Source organism: Streptomyces tateyamensis (assembly GCF_003205575.1).
Classification (GTDB): domain Bacteria; phylum Actinomycetota; class Actinomycetes; order Streptomycetales; family Streptomycetaceae; genus Kitasatospora; species Kitasatospora tateyamensis.
In genome coordinates this window covers 1-17,350 of the sequence record NZ_PYBW01000078.1, presented here as the reverse complement: position 1 = coordinate 17,350, position 17,350 = coordinate 1, and the positions used below count along the sequence as shown (strand labels likewise).

Here is a 17,350-nt window from a genome sequence, read left to right as displayed (position 1 = left end):
TGCGGCGGTGACGGTGGGGTGAGCGACTGAGGGGCGGTCGGTCCGGATGATCCGGACCGACCGCCCCTTCGGCGTCCGGCAGACCGCTCGTCGTTCGTGCCCGGAACTGGCGGACGGGCCGAGGCTTGCTGGACATCACGTCAACTGGCCGGTTGAGTGCGTCTTCTGAGTCGATATGATCTATTGACCGCGTGAACTGATCATGCAGCTCCGGGCTGCCGGAGGCTGGTGCGCTGTCGCCTGCCCTGCCTCCCGCCCGTCCGAGGAACCGCCCATGACCGCACGCTCCCGCCTGTCCGGCAGACTCTCCGGCAGATCCGCCGGCCCGGGGAGATCAGCGACCCTGCCCGCCGCGTTCGCCGCGCTGCTGGCGGCCGCGGCCGCCGTGGCCGTCGCCACCGCCGCGGCACCGGCGGCCCGGCGGTGGGTGGTCGCGCTCTGGGCGGGGGTCGGCGCGCTGGCCTGGTGCGCCGCCGTCGGCGTTGCCCTGGCCCAGCGCCGCCGGGCGCGCCAGCTGGCCGCGGAGCTGGCCACCGCCCGGAGCAAGGGCGAGGCCGCGGTGGCCGCCGTGCTGCGCGCCGAGTCCGCCACCGCCACCGCGGTGGCCGAGGCGCAGGCCGCCCGGGCCCGGGCCAACGCCGCCCACACCGACGCCGAAGCCGCCCGGGTCGAGCTGCTGGCCGCCCGGGCCGAAGCCGTGGAGGCCCGCGCCGAGGCCGCTGCCACCGGTGCCGCCGCCGACGACGAACGGGCCGAGCTGGTCCGGCTGGCCGAGGTCACCATCCCCGAGGTGGTCCGCCGGCTGCGGGCCGGGGCCTCGGTGGAGACCGTGCTGGTCGCGCACCGGCAGACCGCCCACGAGAAGCTGCTGGGCCTGCTGGCCCGGGAGATCGCCTTCGGCGAGCGGCAGCGGGCCGCTGCCCTGGCCGTCTGCGCGACCGCGGCGGGCCGGGTCCAGGCGCTGGCCACCAGCATGCACGCCGAGCTGCGCGAGATGCAGCACCGGCACGGCGAGGACGTGCTCGGCGACCTGCTGCTGCTCGACCACAGCACCGCCCAGGCGGGCCGGCTGGCCGACAGCATCGCGGTGCTCACCGGTGCCCGCAGCGGTCGCCGCTGGGCCCGGCCGATCCCGGTGGAGAGCGTGCTGCGCGGGGCGCTCGGCCGGATCGGCGCCTACCAGCGGGTGCGGCTGCACTCGGCCAGCACCGCCGCGGTGGCGGGCTACGCGGCCGAGGGCGTGATGCACGTGCTGGCCGAACTCATGGACAACGCCGCCAACTTCTCCGCGCCGCCGGCCGAGGTGCACGTCTACGTGGAGGAGTTGCACTCCGGGCTGGCGATCACCGTGGAGGACGGCGGGCTCGGGCTCTCCGAGGTCTGGCTGCGCCGGGCCGAGCAGGCGGTCTCGGGGGAGCCGCTGGACCTGACCACGCTCTCGGCCGGGACCCGGCTGGGCCTCGCGGTGGTCGGCGCGCTGGCGCGCAAGCACGGGCTGGCGGTCTCGTTCCGGCCGTCCTCGCGCGGGGGCACCGGCGTGGTGGTGCGGGTGCCCGAGCAGCTGATCACACATCAGGCACTTGAGCCGTCCGCGGAGCTGACGAGGGGTCCGGCAGCGGTGGCCCAGAGCCCGGTGTACCCGGCGCCGGCCGAGCCGGCGGCGCGGCCGCCGGCACTGGAGACCGAGGCCGGGTTGCCGAAGCGGCGGCGCGGGCAGACGCTGGCCGCGGCGACGGGCCTGCCGCCGGCCGGTGCCCGGACGGCGACGGCTTCGCCGGTGACGGGCGCCGCGGCGGCCGGTGGTGATCGTGATGCGCTGCCCGCCGTGCGGGCCCGGGCGGCGGAGTCGGCGGGACGGTTCGGCGCGTTCCGCCAGGCCGCCCGCGGCCCGCACCCCACTGCTCCCACCCCATCTGCTGGATCTTCCTCGAAGGACGACGCCTGATGAGCAGCACCACCGACCGCTCCCTCGACTGGCTGCTGGAGAACCTGCTGGTCCACACCCCCGACAGCCGGCACGCGCTGGTGCTCTCGGCGGACGGCCTGAAGCTCTGTCACAGCGCCGGGCTGACGGAGGACCAGGCTGACCAGTTGGCGGCCATCGCCTCCGGCATCCAGAGCCTGGCCCACGGAGCCTCGATCGAGTTCGGCGACGGCACCGGCGGCGTGCGCCAGTCGATGACCGAGTTCCACGGCGGGATCCTGTGCATCGTCGAGGCGGGTCAGGGCGCCCACCTGGCGGTGGTGACCGACGAGAGCGCCGATGTCGGCCTGGTCGGGCACAACATGCACGGCCTGGTGGAGCAGATCGGCGAGTTCCTGAGCGCGCCGCCGCGCGGGGACGACAGCACCGGGGACGGGAACGACACCACCGCCGACGCATGAGCCGCCCGCCGCGGCAGCACCGGGCCGAGGAGGGGCCGGACCGGCTGTACACGGTGACCCGCGGCCGGAGCCGGGCCGCCACCGACGCCTTCGACGTGGTGACCCTGATCGTCGCGGAGCAGGCGCCGGTGCCCGGGATGCAGTCCGAGCACGCCCAGATCCTGCGGCTGTGCGAGTCCCCGACCGCGGTGGTGGAGGTGGCGGCCGAACTGCGGCTGCCGATCAGCGTGGTCAAGATCCTGCTCGGCGACCTGCTGGAGGCCGGCCAGATCACCGCCCGCCACCCGCGCTTCGTCCCGCAGGCCGCGCTGCCCGATCTCGACACGTTGAAGCAGGTGTTGCATGGACTCGAACGGCTCTGACGGGTCGGTGGCCGCTGCCGGCGGGCGCACCGCGCTGCGCAGCACCGCCGACCGGGCCTGGAAGATCGTGGTGGTCGGCGGCTTCGGCGCGGGCAAGACCACGATGGTGGGCTCGGTCAGCGAGATCCGGCCGTTGACCACCGAGGAGGTGATGACCCGGGCCGGGGTCGGCATCGACGACCGCTCGGCGGTGGCGCAGAAGCGGTCCACCACGGTGGCCTTCGACTTCGGGCGGATCACCCTGTCCGAGGAGAGCGTGCTCTACCTGTTCGGCGCGCCCGGGCAGCAGCGGTTCTGGTTCCTCTGGGACCGGCTGTTCCGCGGCGCCCTGGGCGCGGTGGTACTGGTGGACCCGCGCCGGCTGGCCGACTCCTGGTACGCGATCGACCGGCTGGAGCAGCACGGACTGCCGTTCGTGGTGGCCCGCAACAACTTCGGGGACCCGGCGCACACGCTCGACCAGGTGCGCGAGGCGCTCGACCTGGCGCCCGGGGTCCCGCTGCTGGACTGCGACGCACGCGACCGCGAGTCCAGTAAGCAGGTGCTGATCGGACTGGTCCGGCACCTGACGGAGCTCGCCGTCGCCGCGGCCCCCGCCGTTGATCCCGCCGCTGATCCCACTGCTGATTTGGAGAACGCCCCGTGACCGAGCCGCTGCCCTCCCCGCCACCGGGCTGCCCGGCGCACCGCGCGGCCGCGCCGCTCTACGGGCCGCGGTTCCAGACCGACCCGGGCGGGATCTACCGCGAGCTGCGGGCCGCCCACGGGCCGGTGGCGCCGGTGGAACTGCCCGGCGGGGTCTCCGCCTGGCTGGTGATCGGCTACCGGGAGCTGCAGCTGGTGACCAGTCAGCCCAAGCTGTTCGGGCGCGACTCCAGCCGCTGGAACGCCTGGCCGACCATCGCGCAGGACTGGCCGCTGCGGCCGATGATGGCCCCGGTGCCGTCGATCCTGTACACCGAGGGCGCCGAGCACCAGCGGCGTTCGGCCGCGATCACCGCCGCGCTCGGTGCGGTGGACCCGTACGAGCTGAAGACCTACTGCGAGCGGGTCGCCGACCGGTTGGTGGACGAGTTCGCCGGCCGGGGCGAGGCGGACCTGGTCGCCGACTACGCGCACCGGATGCCGCTGCTGGTCCTGTGCTGGATGCTCGGCCTGGACTCCGAGCAGGTGCCGGAGATGATCCAGGCACTGCTGGACATGCTGGACGGCGGTGCCAACGCGCAGCAGGGCGCGCAGCGGCTGCTGGCGATGACGCTCGAGCTGGTGGAGTCCAAGCGGACCGAGCCCGGTGCGGACATCACCTCCCGGCTCCTGGTCCACCCGGCCGGACTGACCGACGACGAGGTGATGCGCGACCTGCGGGTGCTGCTGATCGCCGGTCACCAGCCGACCGCCTACTGGATCACCAACGCGCTGCGCCTGATGCTGACCGACGACCGGTTCGCGGCCTCGTTCTCGGGCGGCCGGCGCAGCGTGGGGCAGGCGCTCACCGAGGCGCTCTGGGAGGACACGCCGACCCAGAACTTCGCCGGGCGGTGGGCCACCCGGGACACCCAGTTGGGCGGGCAGCGGATCGCGGCGGGGGACCTGGTGCTGCTCGGGTTCGCCGGGGCCAACGCCGACCCGGCGGTGCGGCAGCCGAACGGGGCCGCGGCCGAGGGCAACCACGCGCACCTGAGCTTCTCGCACGGGGAGCACCGCTGCCCGTTCCCGGCCCAGGAGGCGGCCGAGGTGATCGCCGCGACCGCGATCGAGGTGCTGCTGGACCGGCTGCCGGACCTGCGGCTGGCGGTGGCCGAGAGCGCGCTGGTCTGGCGGCCGTCCGCCTGGGTGCGGGCGCTGGTGGCGCTGCCGGTGGGCTTCACCCCGGCGGCGACGAGTGGAGGAGTGTTCGGATGAGCGGGATCCGTTCGGTGGGGGACGACGTGGTGGTGCTGGACCCGCTGGCGCGGGACAACGCCCGGGAGGGCGCGCTGCTGCGGGCGGCCGGGCCGGTGGCCCGGGTGGAGCTGCCCGGTGGGGTGGCCGCCTGGGCGGTCACCCGGCACGGGGCGGCCCGGGAGCTGCTGACGGACCCTCGGCTGGTGAAGGACGCCGCCCACTGGGCCGCCTACCAGCGCGGCGAGGTCCCGAAGGACTGGCCGCTGATCGGGCTCGCGGTGCCCGGGCCCAGCATGGTGACCACCGACGGGGCCGAGCACCGGAGGCTGCGCGCCCTGGTGGCGCAGGCGTTCACCCCGCGCCGGGTCGAGCTGATGCGTCCTCAGGTGGCGGCGATCACCGCCGGGCTGCTGGACCGGCTGGCGGCCGGCGGGCCCGAGGTCGACCTCAAGAGCGAGTTCGCCTTCCCGCTGCCGATGACGGTGATCGGCTCGCTGCTGGGCGTCGACCCGGCCGACCACGACCACCTGCGCGAACTGTACGAACGCTTCTTCAGCAGCGTGCCGGACCCGGCCGGGATCCAGGCCACCGTGGCCGCGCTGAACGCCTTCGTGAACGGCCTGGTCCGCAGCCGCAGGGAAGCGCCCGGCGAGGACCTGACCAGCGCGCTGCTGGCCGCCGACCTGTCGGAGGCGGCGGAGCCGGGCAGCCCGGCCCGGCCGCTGTCCGATGCCGAGGCGGCGGCCACCCTGCGGGTGATCATCGCGGCCGGCCACGAGACGACGGTCAACCTGATCACCAACGCGGTGCGGGCGCTGCTGACCCACCCGGACCAGTTGGCGCTGGTGCGCTCGGGGGAGGTGAGCTGGGCCGCGGTGGTGGAGGAGTCGCTCCGGTGGACCCCGCCGACCAGCAACTTCCTGTTCCGGTTCGCCGCGGCGGACGTGCCGGTGGCCGGTGGCGGGGCGGAGGTGGTGATCCCCGCCGGGGACCCGGTGCTGATCTCGTACAACGCGATCGGGCGGGACCCGCTGCAGCACGGGGTCACCGCGGAGCTGTTCGACGTCACCCGGGACCCGCTGCGCCACCTCTCCTTCGGGCACGGCCCGCACGTCTGCCCCGGTTCGCCGCTGGCCCGGTTGGAGGCGCAGGTGGCGCTGCCGGCGCTCTTCGAGCGGTTCCCGACCCTGCGGCTCGCCGTGCCGGACGCGGAACTGCGGCCGGCCGCCTCGCTGGTGGTCAACAGCCTGCGGGAGCTGCCGATCCGGCTCTGGTGAGGCGGGCGGGCCCCCTCGTGCGGTAGCGGCGTGGGAAGTCGGGACGGCCGACTTCCCACGCCGTTGGCGTGCTCAGGCCCAGACGGGGTAGGTATCCGCGGACCTCAGCAGCACGGGGAGGTCACGACTGGAACACCAGGCGATGAAAGATGAACGCGTCCCTTGGCGTCCGATGACCGTTGCGTTAACGTCTTCACGCCTAGTCACCGTCGACCTGGCCGCGGCAGGTGCTGCCGCGGCTTTGTTCTGCACGCTGTCCCTCCCGTCCGCCGCCTCGTCCGCTGCCCGTACTGCCTGTCCGCCGCCCGCCTGTTCGCCGCCGTGCCGGGGGGGCACCGTGCCCGCCGCGGGTGGGCACGCTCCCAGAGTTGCCCAGGTCGCGGGCTCGTGGCGGCAACGGCTGTTCGTGCCAGTCGTTCGTTCCGTCGTTCGCTCAGCTCAGGCCGCAGGAGAACGCATTGAACATCAGATTGAATGTCCGGCTTCGCAATCGGCTCTTGGTGGTTCCGGCGGTGCTGGGGCTCAGCCTCGCCGCGGCCTGCTCCAACAGCTCGAGCGGCGGTGGCGGGTCCACCGGGGCGGCCACGCTGTCGGGGTCGTGCGCCAAGTACCAGCCGTACGCCGGGCACGCCGGGACCAAGGTGACCATGTTCGCCTCGATCCTGAGCCCCGAGTCGGACTCGTTGGAGAAGTCCTGGGCTGAGTTCAGTTCTTGTACGGGGATCAAGATCTCCTACGAGGGGTCGAACGACTTCGAGTCCCAGCTCCCGGTGCGGGTGGGCGGCGGTAACGTCCCGGACTTCGCGATCATCCCGCAGCCGGGGCTGCTCGCCCAGATGGTGAAGACGGGCAAGGTGGTCAAGCCGCCGGCCCAGACCGTGGCCAACGAGAACCAGTGGAACCCGGTCTGGAAGTCCTACGGTTCGGTCAACGGCACCTTCTACGCCGCCCCGATGAGCGCCAACATGAAGTCGCTCGTCTGGTACTCGCCCAAGGCGTTCACCCAGGCCGGGTACCAGGTGCCGAAGACCTGGGCCGACCTGATGGCACTCAGCGACAAGATCGCGAAGGCCGGCGCCAACGGCGGCAAGCCCTGGTGCGGCGGCATCGGTTCCGGCACCGCGACCGGCTGGCCGGCCACCGACTGGCTCGAGGAGGTCGTGCTCGGCAGCCAGGGCGGCGACGTCTACGACCAGTGGGTGAGCCACAAGGTCAAGTTCGGCGACCCGCAGATCGCCCAGGCGATGCAGACCGTGGCCGGCTGGATGCAGAACCCGGCCTGGGTCAACGGGGGCATCGGCGACGTGAAGTCGATCGCCACCACCACCTTCCAGGACGCCGGCGCGCCGATCCTCACCGGCAAGTGCTCGATGCTCCAGCAGGCCTCGTTCTACGAGGCCCAGTGGCCCAAGGGCACCAAGATCGCGCCGGACGGCGACATCTTCGCCTTCCAGCTGCCGGCCGTGAACCCGTCGGTGGCCACCCCGGTCGAGGGCGGCGGCGAGTTCCTGGCCGCCTTCTCCGACCGGCCCGAGGTGCAGGCGGTGCAGAACTACCTGTCCACCGCGGACTGGGCGAGCAGCCGGGTGAAGGTCGCCAGCGGCTGGGTCTCGGCCAACCAGGGCGTCGACAAGAGCCTGTACACCGACCCGATCGACCAGCTCTCGGCCAACGCGCTGACCAACCCGGCCGCCACCTTCCGGTTCGACGCCTCCGACCTGATGCCCGCAGCGGTGGGCTCGGGGCAGGAGTGGAAGTCACTGACCGCCTGGTTCGCGGAGGGGAAGTCGATCCAGCAGGTGAGTTCGGACATCGACGCGGCCTGGCCGCAGTAGGCGGAGTGTCCGCCAGGTAGCGGCCCGCCCGGCGGCGGGCCGCTACCTGGCGGCCCAGTGGTCCGGGGTCTGTCGGAACGTCATCAGGAAGGACACCGTTCGAATGCTGCTTACCGGGGCCACCCAGCTCGCGGGCTCCGGCTCGGCCGGCGCGCTGCTGGCCGACTCGGGGTGGAACGACGTCGCGGTCAAGCTGGGCAACAGTGTCGGTGCGATCGCCGGTTTCCTCGGTGTCCTCCTGGTGGTCTTCTTCGCGGCGGGCCGCGCCACCGGGCGGTTCGGCCGACCGCTGGCCATCGGGATCTTCCTCGGGCCCGCACTGCTCCTACTGCTGGTGGGCCTGGTGGTGCCACTGGTCCGGACGGTGTTCCTGAGCTTCTACAGCGACGACAGCAAGCGCTTCCTCGGCGGCAAGAACTACTCCTGGGCGCTGACCACCGACTCGGTCCACCAGGTGCTGCTCAACACCCTGCTCTGGCTGGTGGTGGCCCCCTTCCTGGCCACCGGGCTGGGGCTGCTGCTCGCGCTGTGGGTGGACCGGATGCGCGGGCAGACCGTCTACAAGTCACTGATCTTCATGCCGATGGCGATCTCCCTGGTCGGCGCGAGCATCATCTGGAAGTTCGTCTACGACGCCCGCGACTCCGCGCAGAACCAGATCGGCCTGCTCAGCCAGACCGTGATCTGGCTGGGCTGGAAGCACCCGCCGAACTGGATCCTGTCCCATCCGCTGAACAACTTCCTGCTGATGGCGGTCATGATCTGGGTGCAGACCGGATTCGCCATGGTGGTGCTGTCGGCGGCCATCAAGGCCATTCCCGACGAGGTGACCGAGGCGGCCCGGCTGGACGGCGCCGGCGGCCTGCGACTGTTCTGGTACGTCACGGTGCCGATGATCCGCACCACCCTGGTGGTCGTCCTGACCACCGTCATGATCGTCACCCTGAAGGCCTTCGACATCGTCCGGACCATGACCGGCGGCAACTTCGGCACGCAGGTGCTGGCGAACGAGATGTACTCGCAGTCCTTCGTCCAGTTCAACGTCGGCCGGGGGAGCGCGCTCGCGGTGATCCTCTTCCTCGCGGTGCTCCCGCTGGTCGGCTACAACATCGTCCAGCTGCGCAAGGAGCGGGCCACCCGATGAGCAGCCAACTGATGGATCGTCAGCCGCAGCCGTCGGAAGCGCCGCTGCCGCCGGCCAAGGCCGTCCGCAAGGCCTTCAGCAGCCCGTTCAGTTCGCTGCTGGTCGTCGTGCTCACGGTGCTGTGGACCATTCCCACGCTGGGGCTGCTGGTCACCTCGGTGCGTCCCAAGCAGGACGTGGCCGACAGCGGATGGTGGACCTTCTTCACCCACCCGGACGCGACGCTCGCCAACTACCACACGGTGCTCTTCGAGGGCGGGTTCGGCGTCAGCGGCGGCCTCATGCCGTACCTGGTCAACTCGCTGGCCATCTCGGTCCCCGCCACGGTCTTCCCGCTGGTGATCGCGGCGATGGCGGCCTACGCGCTGGCGTGGGTGCCGTTCCGGGGGAGCGACACCCTCTTCTTCCTGATCTTCGCCCTGCAGGTGGTCCCGCTGCAGATGACCCTGATCCCGCTGCTGCAGCTGTTCTCCGGGGGTGCCCACGTCGGCGGGGCGACCATCGTGCCCGCCCTCAACCTGAGCGGGACCTACGCTCCGGTCTGGCTGGCGCACACGATGTTCGCGCTGCCGCTGGCGACGTTCCTGCTGCACAACTTCATCTCCCAGCTGCCCCGCGACCTGATGGAAGCGGCGGTGGTGGACGGCGCCTCGCACTTCAAGATCTTCCGGTCGATCGTGCTGCCGCTCTGCACCCCTGCGCTGGCCTCCTTCGCGATCTTCCAGTTCCTCTGGGTGTGGAACGACCTGCTGGTCGCCCTCACCTTCGCCGGCGGGACGCCGGAGGTGGCGCCGATGACCGTGCGCCTCGCGCAGCTCTCCGGCTCCTTCGGCGGCCACTGGGAACTGCTGACCGCCGGTGCCTTCCTCTCGATGATCGTTCCGCTGCTGGTCTTCTTCGCTCTGCAGCGGTACTTCGTGCGGGGGTTGCTGTCCGGGTCGGTCAAGGGGTGACGTCGGTGCTGGTGGGCCGGGCGGCTTGACCGGTCGGTCGGTCGGTCGGTCGGTCGGACGGTCGGACGGTCGGTCGGACGGTCGGACGGGCTGGTCGGGCTGGTCGGGCTGGTCGGCCCGGTCGGGGGGCGGGCGGTCGGACCGGTCCGCCGGTCGCCGTAGGCTGGGGGCGGGGTGGTCGGCCGTGCTGCACGGCCAGCCCCGCCCAACCCCGAGTCCCGTGCACCGACCTGCCCAGCCGAAACGGATCACCGCCATGCCCTACCAGCCGCCGACCCACCGCGTGGAGCGTTCCCTGCGCCGGACGGGTGCCGGCGTGGTGGTCGGCCTGGACGAGGTGGGGCGCGGTGCCTGGGCCGGCCCCGTGACGGTCGGCGCCGCGATCACCGGTCAGCGGCGCCCGCCGGAGGGCCTGACCGACTCCAAGCTGCTCACCCCGCGCCGGCGCGAGCAGTTGGCGCCGGTGCTCGCCGACTGGGTCACCGCCTACGCGCTGGGCCAGGCCAGTGCCCTGGAGTGCGACGAGCTGGGCATGACGGCGGCGCTGCGGCTCGCGGCGACCCGCGCGCTGGAGGCGCTGCCGGTGCGTCCGGACGCCGTGATCCTTGACGGCAAGCACGACTACCTCGGCGGTCCGTGGCGGGTCCGCACCGTGATCAAGGGAGACCAGAGCTGCGTCTGCGTCGCGGCCGCATCGGTCCTCGCGAAGGTCCACCGGGACCGCCAGATGTCCGAACTGGCCCCGGAGTTCCCCGGCTACGCCTTCGAGGACAACGCGGGATACCCCTCGCCCGTGCACCGCGCCGCGCTGGAGGAGCTCGGTCCGACCGCGCACCACCGCCTCTCCTGGGCGTACCTGGACGCGTTGCCGAGGTGGCGCCACCTCAAGCGCACCCGCGAGACGGGCGACGGCGAGCAGCTCACCCTGGGCTTCTGAGGGGTTGGCGGACTCTGGCCCGAACGATGGCCGGCAACCTCCTGAGTGATCGTCAGAAACGTTCGGACGGGGCACATTCCGCTGAACGAAGTGACGGCATGTCGCCCACCTGGTGGGGCGCCCGTGCGCACTCGATCGGCATTTGATAGATATCCGGGTATGCCTGCCTTCCCCGAGGAGCCGGAGATTCACGAGAGCATCCCGGGCCCCGGCGTTCCCTTCCCCCGCGAGTCGGACGCACCAGCCCCCACCCCGCCCGCCGCGAGCGGAGCCGCCCGCCCCGGTCCCACTGCCACCCCGTTGCCCGGCCCCCGGCCGGGTCCGCCGCGCCCGGCTCCGCGACCTGGTCCGCCACGTCCCGTCGCGCGTGCCGCGCAGCCGGCCGGACCTGGTCCGCGGCCGGGGTCGCGGCCGGGGCCTGCCGGCCCGCCGATCCGGTTGCTCCCCGCCCGGCCGGGTGCCGCGCTGGAGCGGGCCGACGAGGCGGTGGACCTCCTGCTGGATGCCGGCCGGGAGCCCGGCGAGATTTTGGTGCTGACCAGCGGTGAGCCGCATCCGTGGCAGCAGCACGAACTCTCCTTCGGCGAGGAGCGCTACTGGGCGCAGCTCGCCGAGGGCGGCGATGTCTTCTACGCCGGCCTCGAACTGGGCCGTCCGGCCCGCCGCGAGGTGGTGGTCCTGGTGCTGGAGACCACCGACGCCGGCAGTGCCGTACTCGCGGTGGAGCGGGCCCGCGGCCACGCCGTCTCGCTGCTGCTCGTCTGCGGCGCGACCGGTGGGCTGGCCGGCGACTTGACCGGCGACTTGACCGGTGAGGTGGCCGGTGGTGAGTTGGCTGGGCTGGTGACTGGTGCGCACGCCGCGGGCGGGCAGCCGGCGCTGGTGTAGTACGGGCCCGCGGCTCACGGGCCTGCGGGCCCGCGGGCGGTGCTCTTGGTGTCCCGGTGGACGGGCTCAGCGTGCCGCCTGCCGGGCCGCTGCCTGCCTGGCCGACTCCGGACGCAGTGGTTCGGCGGCGGCGCTCGCCGTGCTGACGGTGCTGACGGCGTTCCAACCTCGGCCGGGGCGGCCGTAGTCCTGCAGCGGTTGCACAGCGGGAGCCTCGCGGGCCGGCAGCTCGGAGACGGTGTGCAGCGGCCGCTCTGCCCACGACCCCGAGTGCGGGGTACGGCCGGAGCGTCCGTCACCGAAGACGTGCCAGCCGCCCGGGGTCAGCGTGAGGTAGGCGCCGCAACGCAGTCCGTGCAGGGAAGCCGCGTCGTGCAGTGCCCACATCCAGGCGCCGTCCTCCTCGGTCCAGCCCGGGACGCCCTCACGGCAGTGCAACAGGACCGCGGTGCGGCGCGGCACGGCCAGGCGCAGGTCGTGCGGGGTCACCCGGCGCAGTTGGTTGAGCAGTGCATTGCGGTGCTGCCAGCCGTCGGTGACGTGCGGTCGGGCGCTGACGGAGGCCGAGGCGACCACCCGGTGCTCGCTGTCCAGCACCGCGAGGACACTGGTGCCGGGTTGGGGGAGGTGGCGCTGCTGCAGGTCGGTGACCAGCTCACGGGGGTCGCGCAGCAAGGGGATCCCGGCGCTGTCCCAGCCCTCCAGGTCGATGGACCTCCCCGTGGCGTATGAAGGCCGACCGCGGTCAATACCGTTCATGGTCCTCCTTCCCGGCCCGGGAAAAATCGCGGGCACGTGTGTACGCCGAAGTCAGGTCCGCAGGACCGGTGACTGGGTACGCTGCAATTCTCACGTCAGATGGCGCGAGCGGCAACGATGAAATGATGAATGCTGCCCGAAAGCCGTGGATCTGCCGGATATATTCCCCGGATGGCGGTGGGTCAGCCGGGTGCGGCGTGCCCGGAAGGACCACAGCGGTCAGGCCATCACCGACACCGTGCACCGCATCCGATCAAGCCTGCACCGCCAGGACCAGTGGCAACACCGCTTCGGCCCCGGCCCGGCGAAGCAGCCGGGCCGCCACGGTGACCGTCCAGCCGCTGTCGACCAGGTCGTCGACCAGGAAGACCGGACCAGGGTTGGCCGCCAGTGCCTGTGCCAGCTCCGGTGGCAGCACCAGGGCGGAGGCCAGCGAGCGCAGTCGCTGGGCGCTGTTGCTGCGGGCGCCGTGCGGCGGCTCGCCGTTGTCGTACTCGATCCGGCCGAGCAGCGGCAGCCGGCCCACCTCCGCGATCCGGGCGCCGAGACTGGCCACCAGCTGGGGCCGCCCGGCCGAGGACATGGTCACCACGCCGACCGGGCGGGCGGTCTGCGCGGCCGGACCCGCCCAGCCGTCGGACCCGCGGGCCCAGTCCGCCAGCACGGTGACCATGGCGTCCAGCACGTCCTGAGGGATCGCCAGATCCGGTGCCCCGTCGGCCAGCATGGTGCGCAGGCGACCGCCCCAGCCGATGTCGGACAGGCGGCCGAGCGCGCGGCCGGGCAGGGCCTGCTCGTCGGCGGGGATCTTCCCCTTCAAGGGGACGCCCAGGGCTTCCATGCCGGTGGGCCACAGCCGACGCGGCTCGAAGGAGACCCCGGGACGCCCGAGCGCGGCGCGGGCCGCGTCCAGCGTGGCGGGCGAGACCTCGGTGCTGTGCCGTTGACCTGAACAGACGTCACACCGGCCGCACGGGGCGGCCTGCTCGTCGTCCAACTGCAGCCGGAGGAACTCCATCCGGCAGCGCCGGCCGTCGGCGTACTCCCTCATCGCCTGCTGCTCGGCAGACCGGGCGCGGGCCACCTTGGCATAGCGCTCGGTGTCGTAGGCCCACGGCTCACCGGTGGCCAGCCAGCCGCCGCGGACCCGCCGGACCGCGCCGTCCACGTCGAGGACCTTGAGCATCGTCTCCAGCCGGGCCCGGCGCAGGTCAACCCGGGTCTCCAGCGCGGCGGTGGACAGCGGGCGGCCGGCCTCGGCCAGCGCGTCGATGGTGCGCCGGACCTGCTCCTCGGGCGGGAAACCGAGCGAGGCGAAGTAGCGCCAGATCGCCTCGTCCTCGCGGCCCGGCAGCAGCAGCACCTCGGCCCGGTCGACCCCGCGGCCGGCTCGGCCGACCTGCTGGTAGTAGGCGATGGGCGAGCCGGGTGAGCCGAGGTGCACCACGAACCCGAGGTCCGGCTTGTCGAAACCCATGCCGAGCGCGGAGGTGGCGACCAGCGCCTTCACCCGGTTGGCCAGCAGATCGGCCTCGGCGGTGCGGCGCTCCGCGTCCTCCGTCCGGCCGGAGTAGGAGGCGACGGTGAAGCCCTGGTGGCGCAGGAACTCGCTGACCTCCTCGGCGGCGGCCACCGTCAGCGTGTAGATGATGCCCGATCCCGGCAGGTCGACGAGGTGGTCGGCGAGCCAGGCCAACCGGTGGGCGGGGTCGGGCAGCTGGAGCACGGACAGGCTCAGGCTCTCCCGGTCCAGCGGCCCGCGCAGCACCAGCGCCCGGCCGTCGGTGCCGCTGGTGCCCAGCTGTTCCGCCACGTCCTCGGTGACCCGGGCGTTGGCGGTGGCGGTGGTGGCGAGCACCGGGACGCCTGGCGGCAGGTCGGCCAACATGGTGCGCAGCCGGCGGTAGTCGGGGCGGAAGTCGTGGCCCCAGTCGGAGATGCAGTGGGCCTCGTCCACCACGAGCAGGCCGGTCGCGGCGGCCAGCTTGGGCAGCACCTGGTCGCGGAAGTCGGGGTTGTTCAGCCGCTCCGGACTGACCAGCAGGATGTCGACCGTGCCGGCCGCGATCTCCGCCTGGATCCCGTCCCACTCCTCGGGATTGGCGGAGTTGATGGTGCGTGCGTGGATTCCCGCGCGGGCTGCGGATTCCACCTGATTGCGCATCAGGGCGAGCAGCGGGGAGACGATGACGGTCGGGCCCGCGCCGACGGCGCGCAGCAGCGAGGTGGCGATGAAGTAGACCGCGGACTTGCCCCAACCGGTGCGCTGGACGACCAGGGCCCGCCGGCGGTCGACCACCAGCGCCTCGATGGCCGTCCACTGGTCCTCGCGCAGGCTGGCGCCCGGCCCGGCGAGCGCACCCAGCACCGCCTCGGCCCGTCGGCGCACGGCGGCGCGGTCGGGGTCGGTGGCGGGCTGGTGGCCCTGGGGCAGATCGGGGGTGGTGATCGGCTGGTCCATGGCCCCTATGTAACCCTGTCCGGCCGACAGCGGGCGAACGAACGGCCCAGCCTGTGGACAACTGCCTGACAGCTGCCTCGGTGGCTCCCAAGTTATCCACACCCCCCGGGTTGTCCACAGGAAACCAGGAGGTGCTGTCGGGCGGGAGCGATCGGTCGCACTCTTCCGGCATGACGTACGACGACGCAACCAACCCCGCCCCCACGTCCACCGGCCGCCTCCGCGGCTTCCCGCTGCTGCGGATGCGCGGCCCGGCCGACATGGCCGCCATGCTCCCGTACCTGCTGGGCTTCTACCCCGACGACAGCATCGTCGTCGTGCCCCTGCACGGCCCCGCGCTCCAGCAGGTCGGCGCAATCCGCCTCGACATCCCCGAGGACCCGGGGGACTGGGCGCCGCTGGCCACCGAGGTGGCCCGCACCCTGGTCGAGCTGTCCGCCGAGCGCGCCAAGCCGGCCGAGGCGGTGCTGATCTACCTCTGTCGTGATCCCGAGCCGGAGGGGCCGTCGGCCCTCTCCGCGCTGCGCCCGCTGGCCGACCAGTTGCTGCGGGCCTTCCGCGAGCTGGACTTGGCGGTCAAGGAGTCGTTGTGCGTCTCCGCCGGGCGCTGGTGGTCCTTCCTCTGCGCCGATCCGGACTGCTGCCCGCCCGACGGCGTCCCGGTCGACTCGGCCAGGGACCCGCGCGCGGTGGTCGCCGCCGCCACCGTGGCCGGGCTCGCGCCGCGGGGCAGCCGCAAGGCGATCGCGGCGGCCTTCGCCCCGATCGGTCCGCCGCACAGCGAGCGGCTGCGCCGGGCCCTGGAGCTGCAGATGGCCCGGGTGGTCCGCGACCTGGCCAAGCCCAACGGGCCCGCCCGGGTCCTGCAGGCCAACGTCGAGCTGATCGCCGAGGCGATGGCCGAGTCCAGCCTCGGCCCGCCCCTGCTCGACGACGAGCGGGCTGCCCGGCTGATCGTCGCGCTCCAGCACCGGGTCACCCGCGACCGCGGCGCCGAGTACGCCGAGCCGCGTGAACTGGCGGCGGCGCAGCGGCTGTGGCGGTTCCTGACCCGCCGTTGCGTGGCGCCCTACGAGGAGTACGCCAAGGCCCCGCTCACCCTGCTGGCCTGGACGTCCTGGCTGGCCGGCGACACCGCGACCAGTCGGGTGGCGCTGGGCAGGGCCCTGGAGCTCGACCCGGACTACACGCTCGCCGAGCTGCTCTACCTCTCGCTCAACGGCGGCCTCCCGCCGGACGGCCTGCGCGAGATCATCCGCACCGAGCGGGCGCGCCGAGCCGCCGACGAGGCCGCCCCGGCCGGGGAGGGGGCCGCCGGGGAGCAGGTGGCCGGGCCCGAGGACAGCCCTGACCGTGCGGAGCCGGGCGCCGCCGCGCCGCAGGCCCGGGCCGTCGAAGGGGCGGACGCCTCGCCGGACGTCCAGCCGCCGCGGGAGTCCGAGCCGGGTAGGCCACTCCCCGGCCGGGTCGGTGCCCGGCAACTGCCCGCCGGGGCAGCGGACGGTCGGTCGGACCCCGCGGGCCAGGCCGCGCCGTCGGCCGAGGCCCCCGAAGCTGACCTGATCCCGCGTCAGCGGGGCAAGGCTGGCCCGCCGCCCGGCCCGCTCGCGTCCGGTGCCACCGAACCGGAACCGAGCCGGCCGCCGGAGCGCGGGGCGCCGCGGCTGCCGGCCCGTGGCCGGTTCGGCCGGCTGGCCAGGCGGGGGCGGCACCGCCGGAGCAGCAGCAGCGACCGCACGATCGGAGCCTGACATGAAGCTGCCCACGCCCCGTCACCGCACCTCACCTGCGCGGGCTTCAGAATCCGGGGTCTCCGGATCCCAGGGCCGCGGCGCACCCGGGGCCGCGAGCGGCGGCCGACTGGCTGCGGGCGACGGCGGCCCGGGCGGTCGACCGCAGCCCCGGCTTCGGGTCAGCCCGCGTCGATCGCCGGTGCCCGCGCACACTGGAGCCGGGGCAGGCCGGCTCAGCCTCGGCGGGGCCCTGCCCCGCTCCGGGCAGGCCATCGAACACCCGCCCGGGCCGGGCCGCCCCCGCGTCCGGGGCCGCCGCCAGCCGCGGGTCCGGCGCCGCGCGCCCGGCGGCCGCCGGTTGGGCGCCGGCCGAGAGCGGCTGACGCGCTGTCGGCTGACGCGTTGTCGGGCCCGATGGCGGGCGGTGACCGCCCTAGTACTACAGGGCTAGATCTGCATCATCTGGCGGCGCATGCGCCTGCGGAAGTGGTGCCTTCTGGCCTCAACTTGGTGACGGCGGCGGAATGTCGACCAGCGCAAGGCGTTCTGGATCTCGCGGATGGGGCGGCCGATGAGGTTGAACAGGCGGCGGGCCTCCGCGAGGGAGACCCGTATGCCCGGGCGGAGTCGGGGCTGTCCGGGCGGGGCCGGCTCAGGCCGGTTCCGAGGGTCCGTCCGTGCGGTTCCGGGAAGTTGTCCACAGGCCGCGGTACCCCTTTTGACGCGCTTGGC

The 17,350-nt window shown here is 73.4% G+C and carries 14 protein-coding genes; 12 read left to right on the top strand and 2 right to left on the bottom strand.

What is annotated here, in order from left to right:
• Positions 1-274 precede the first annotated feature (274 nt).
• The 11 genes from C7C46_RS20645 (at position 275) to C7C46_RS37580 (ending at position 11,665) form a co-directional block, all read left to right on the top strand.
• On the top strand, positions 275-1,945 hold the full coding sequence (locus C7C46_RS20645) for a sensor histidine kinase (protein WP_110671365.1): 1,671 nt from the start codon (positions 275-277) through the stop codon (positions 1,943-1,945).
• Entirely contained in the window at positions 1,945-2,385 is a 441-nt protein-coding gene (locus C7C46_RS20640; RefSeq protein WP_110671364.1) for a roadblock/LC7 domain-containing protein, read from the top strand. The genes C7C46_RS20645 and C7C46_RS20640 overlap by 1 nt, the downstream gene beginning before the upstream one ends.
• Positions 2,382-2,747 (top strand): DUF742 domain-containing protein, encoded by a 366-nt coding sequence (locus C7C46_RS20635; RefSeq protein WP_110671363.1) that lies wholly within the window; start codon positions 2,382-2,384, stop codon positions 2,745-2,747. Before C7C46_RS20640 ends, C7C46_RS20635 begins: the two co-directional genes overlap by 4 nt.
• A complete protein-coding gene (locus tag C7C46_RS20630; RefSeq protein WP_110671362.1) occupies positions 2,728-3,393 on the top strand; it encodes a GTP-binding protein in 666 nt (221 codons plus the stop codon). The genes C7C46_RS20635 and C7C46_RS20630 overlap by 20 nt, the downstream gene beginning before the upstream one ends.
• A complete protein-coding gene (locus C7C46_RS20625) occupies positions 3,390-4,649 on the top strand; it encodes a cytochrome P450 (RefSeq protein WP_110671361.1) in 1,260 nt (419 codons plus the stop codon). The genes C7C46_RS20630 and C7C46_RS20625 overlap by 4 nt, the downstream gene beginning before the upstream one ends.
• A complete protein-coding gene (locus C7C46_RS20620) occupies positions 4,646-5,908 on the top strand; it encodes a cytochrome P450 family protein (protein ID WP_110671360.1) in 1,263 nt (420 codons plus the stop codon). Before C7C46_RS20625 ends, C7C46_RS20620 begins: the two co-directional genes overlap by 4 nt.
• A 500-nt stretch (positions 5,909-6,408) precedes the next feature.
• Positions 6,409-7,743 carry an ABC transporter substrate-binding protein gene (locus tag C7C46_RS20615; protein ID WP_245984625.1) on the top strand — a complete coding sequence of 445 codons (1,335 nt, stop codon included), beginning with the start codon at positions 6,409-6,411 and terminating at the stop codon, positions 7,741-7,743.
• Between the two features lie 103 nt (positions 7,744-7,846).
• Positions 7,847-8,887, top strand: coding sequence for a carbohydrate ABC transporter permease (locus tag C7C46_RS20610; protein ID WP_110671358.1), 1,041 nt, complete (start codon positions 7,847-7,849; stop codon positions 8,885-8,887).
• Positions 8,884-9,840: a carbohydrate ABC transporter permease gene (locus tag C7C46_RS20605; RefSeq protein ID WP_245984608.1), complete on the top strand. Its 957-nt coding sequence runs from the start codon at positions 8,884-8,886 to the stop codon at positions 9,838-9,840. The genes C7C46_RS20610 and C7C46_RS20605 overlap by 4 nt, the downstream gene beginning before the upstream one ends.
• 256 nt (positions 9,841-10,096) lie before the next feature.
• The gene (locus C7C46_RS20600; protein ID WP_110671357.1) at positions 10,097-10,777 is read left to right on the top strand and encodes a ribonuclease HII; all 681 of its coding nucleotides are present in this window, start codon (positions 10,097-10,099) and stop codon (positions 10,775-10,777) included.
• A gap of 438 nt (positions 10,778-11,215) precedes the next feature.
• A complete protein-coding gene (locus C7C46_RS37580) occupies positions 11,216-11,665 on the top strand; it encodes a hypothetical protein (RefSeq protein ID WP_342775418.1) in 450 nt (149 codons plus the stop codon).
• 66 nt (positions 11,666-11,731) lie between these two features.
• Here the strand turns inward: C7C46_RS37580 and C7C46_RS20590 are convergent, their stop codons facing one another.
• Positions 11,732-12,424 (bottom strand): hypothetical protein, encoded by a 693-nt coding sequence (locus C7C46_RS20590; RefSeq protein ID WP_181442439.1) that lies wholly within the window; start codon positions 12,422-12,424, stop codon positions 11,732-11,734.
• Between the two features lie 253 nt (positions 12,425-12,677).
• A complete protein-coding gene (locus C7C46_RS20585) occupies positions 12,678-14,885 on the bottom strand; it encodes a RecQ family ATP-dependent DNA helicase (protein ID WP_110671356.1) in 2,208 nt (735 codons plus the stop codon).
• A gap of 170 nt (positions 14,886-15,055) precedes the next feature.
• Between C7C46_RS20585 and C7C46_RS20580 the strand changes: the two genes are divergently transcribed.
• Positions 15,056-16,636 carry a DUF4192 domain-containing protein gene (locus tag C7C46_RS20580; RefSeq protein WP_110671355.1) on the top strand — a complete coding sequence of 527 codons (1,581 nt, stop codon included), beginning with the start codon at positions 15,056-15,058 and terminating at the stop codon, positions 16,634-16,636.
• Positions 16,637-17,350: the final 714 nt, after the last annotated feature.

Bases quoted from the DNA above. Each gene is read 5' to 3' on its own strand.
- C7C46_RS20645 (WP_110671365.1), top strand. From the start codon at position 275: ATGACCGCACGCTCCCGCCTGTCCGGCAGACTCTCCGGCAGATCCGCC.
- C7C46_RS20640 (WP_110671364.1), top strand. From the start codon at position 1,945: ATGAGCAGCACCACCGACCGCTCCCTCGACTGGCTGCTGGAGAACCTG.
- C7C46_RS20635 (WP_110671363.1), top strand. From the start codon at position 2,382: ATGAGCCGCCCGCCGCGGCAGCACCGGGCCGAGGAGGGGCCGGACCGG.
- C7C46_RS20630 (WP_110671362.1), top strand. From the start codon at position 2,728: ATGGACTCGAACGGCTCTGACGGGTCGGTGGCCGCTGCCGGCGGGCGC.
- C7C46_RS20620 (WP_110671360.1), top strand. From the start codon at position 4,646: ATGAGCGGGATCCGTTCGGTGGGGGACGACGTGGTGGTGCTGGACCCG.
- C7C46_RS20610 (WP_110671358.1), top strand. From the start codon at position 7,847: ATGCTGCTTACCGGGGCCACCCAGCTCGCGGGCTCCGGCTCGGCCGGC.
- C7C46_RS20605 (WP_245984608.1), top strand. From the start codon at position 8,884: ATGAGCAGCCAACTGATGGATCGTCAGCCGCAGCCGTCGGAAGCGCCG.
- C7C46_RS20600 (WP_110671357.1), top strand. From the start codon at position 10,097: ATGCCCTACCAGCCGCCGACCCACCGCGTGGAGCGTTCCCTGCGCCGG.
- C7C46_RS20590 (WP_181442439.1), bottom strand. From the start codon at position 12,424: ATGAACGGTATTGACCGCGGTCGGCCTTCATACGCCACGGGGAGGTCC.
- C7C46_RS20585 (WP_110671356.1), bottom strand. From the start codon at position 14,885: ATGGACCAGCCGATCACCACCCCCGATCTGCCCCAGGGCCACCAGCCC.
- C7C46_RS20580 (WP_110671355.1), top strand. From the start codon at position 15,056: ATGACGTACGACGACGCAACCAACCCCGCCCCCACGTCCACCGGCCGC.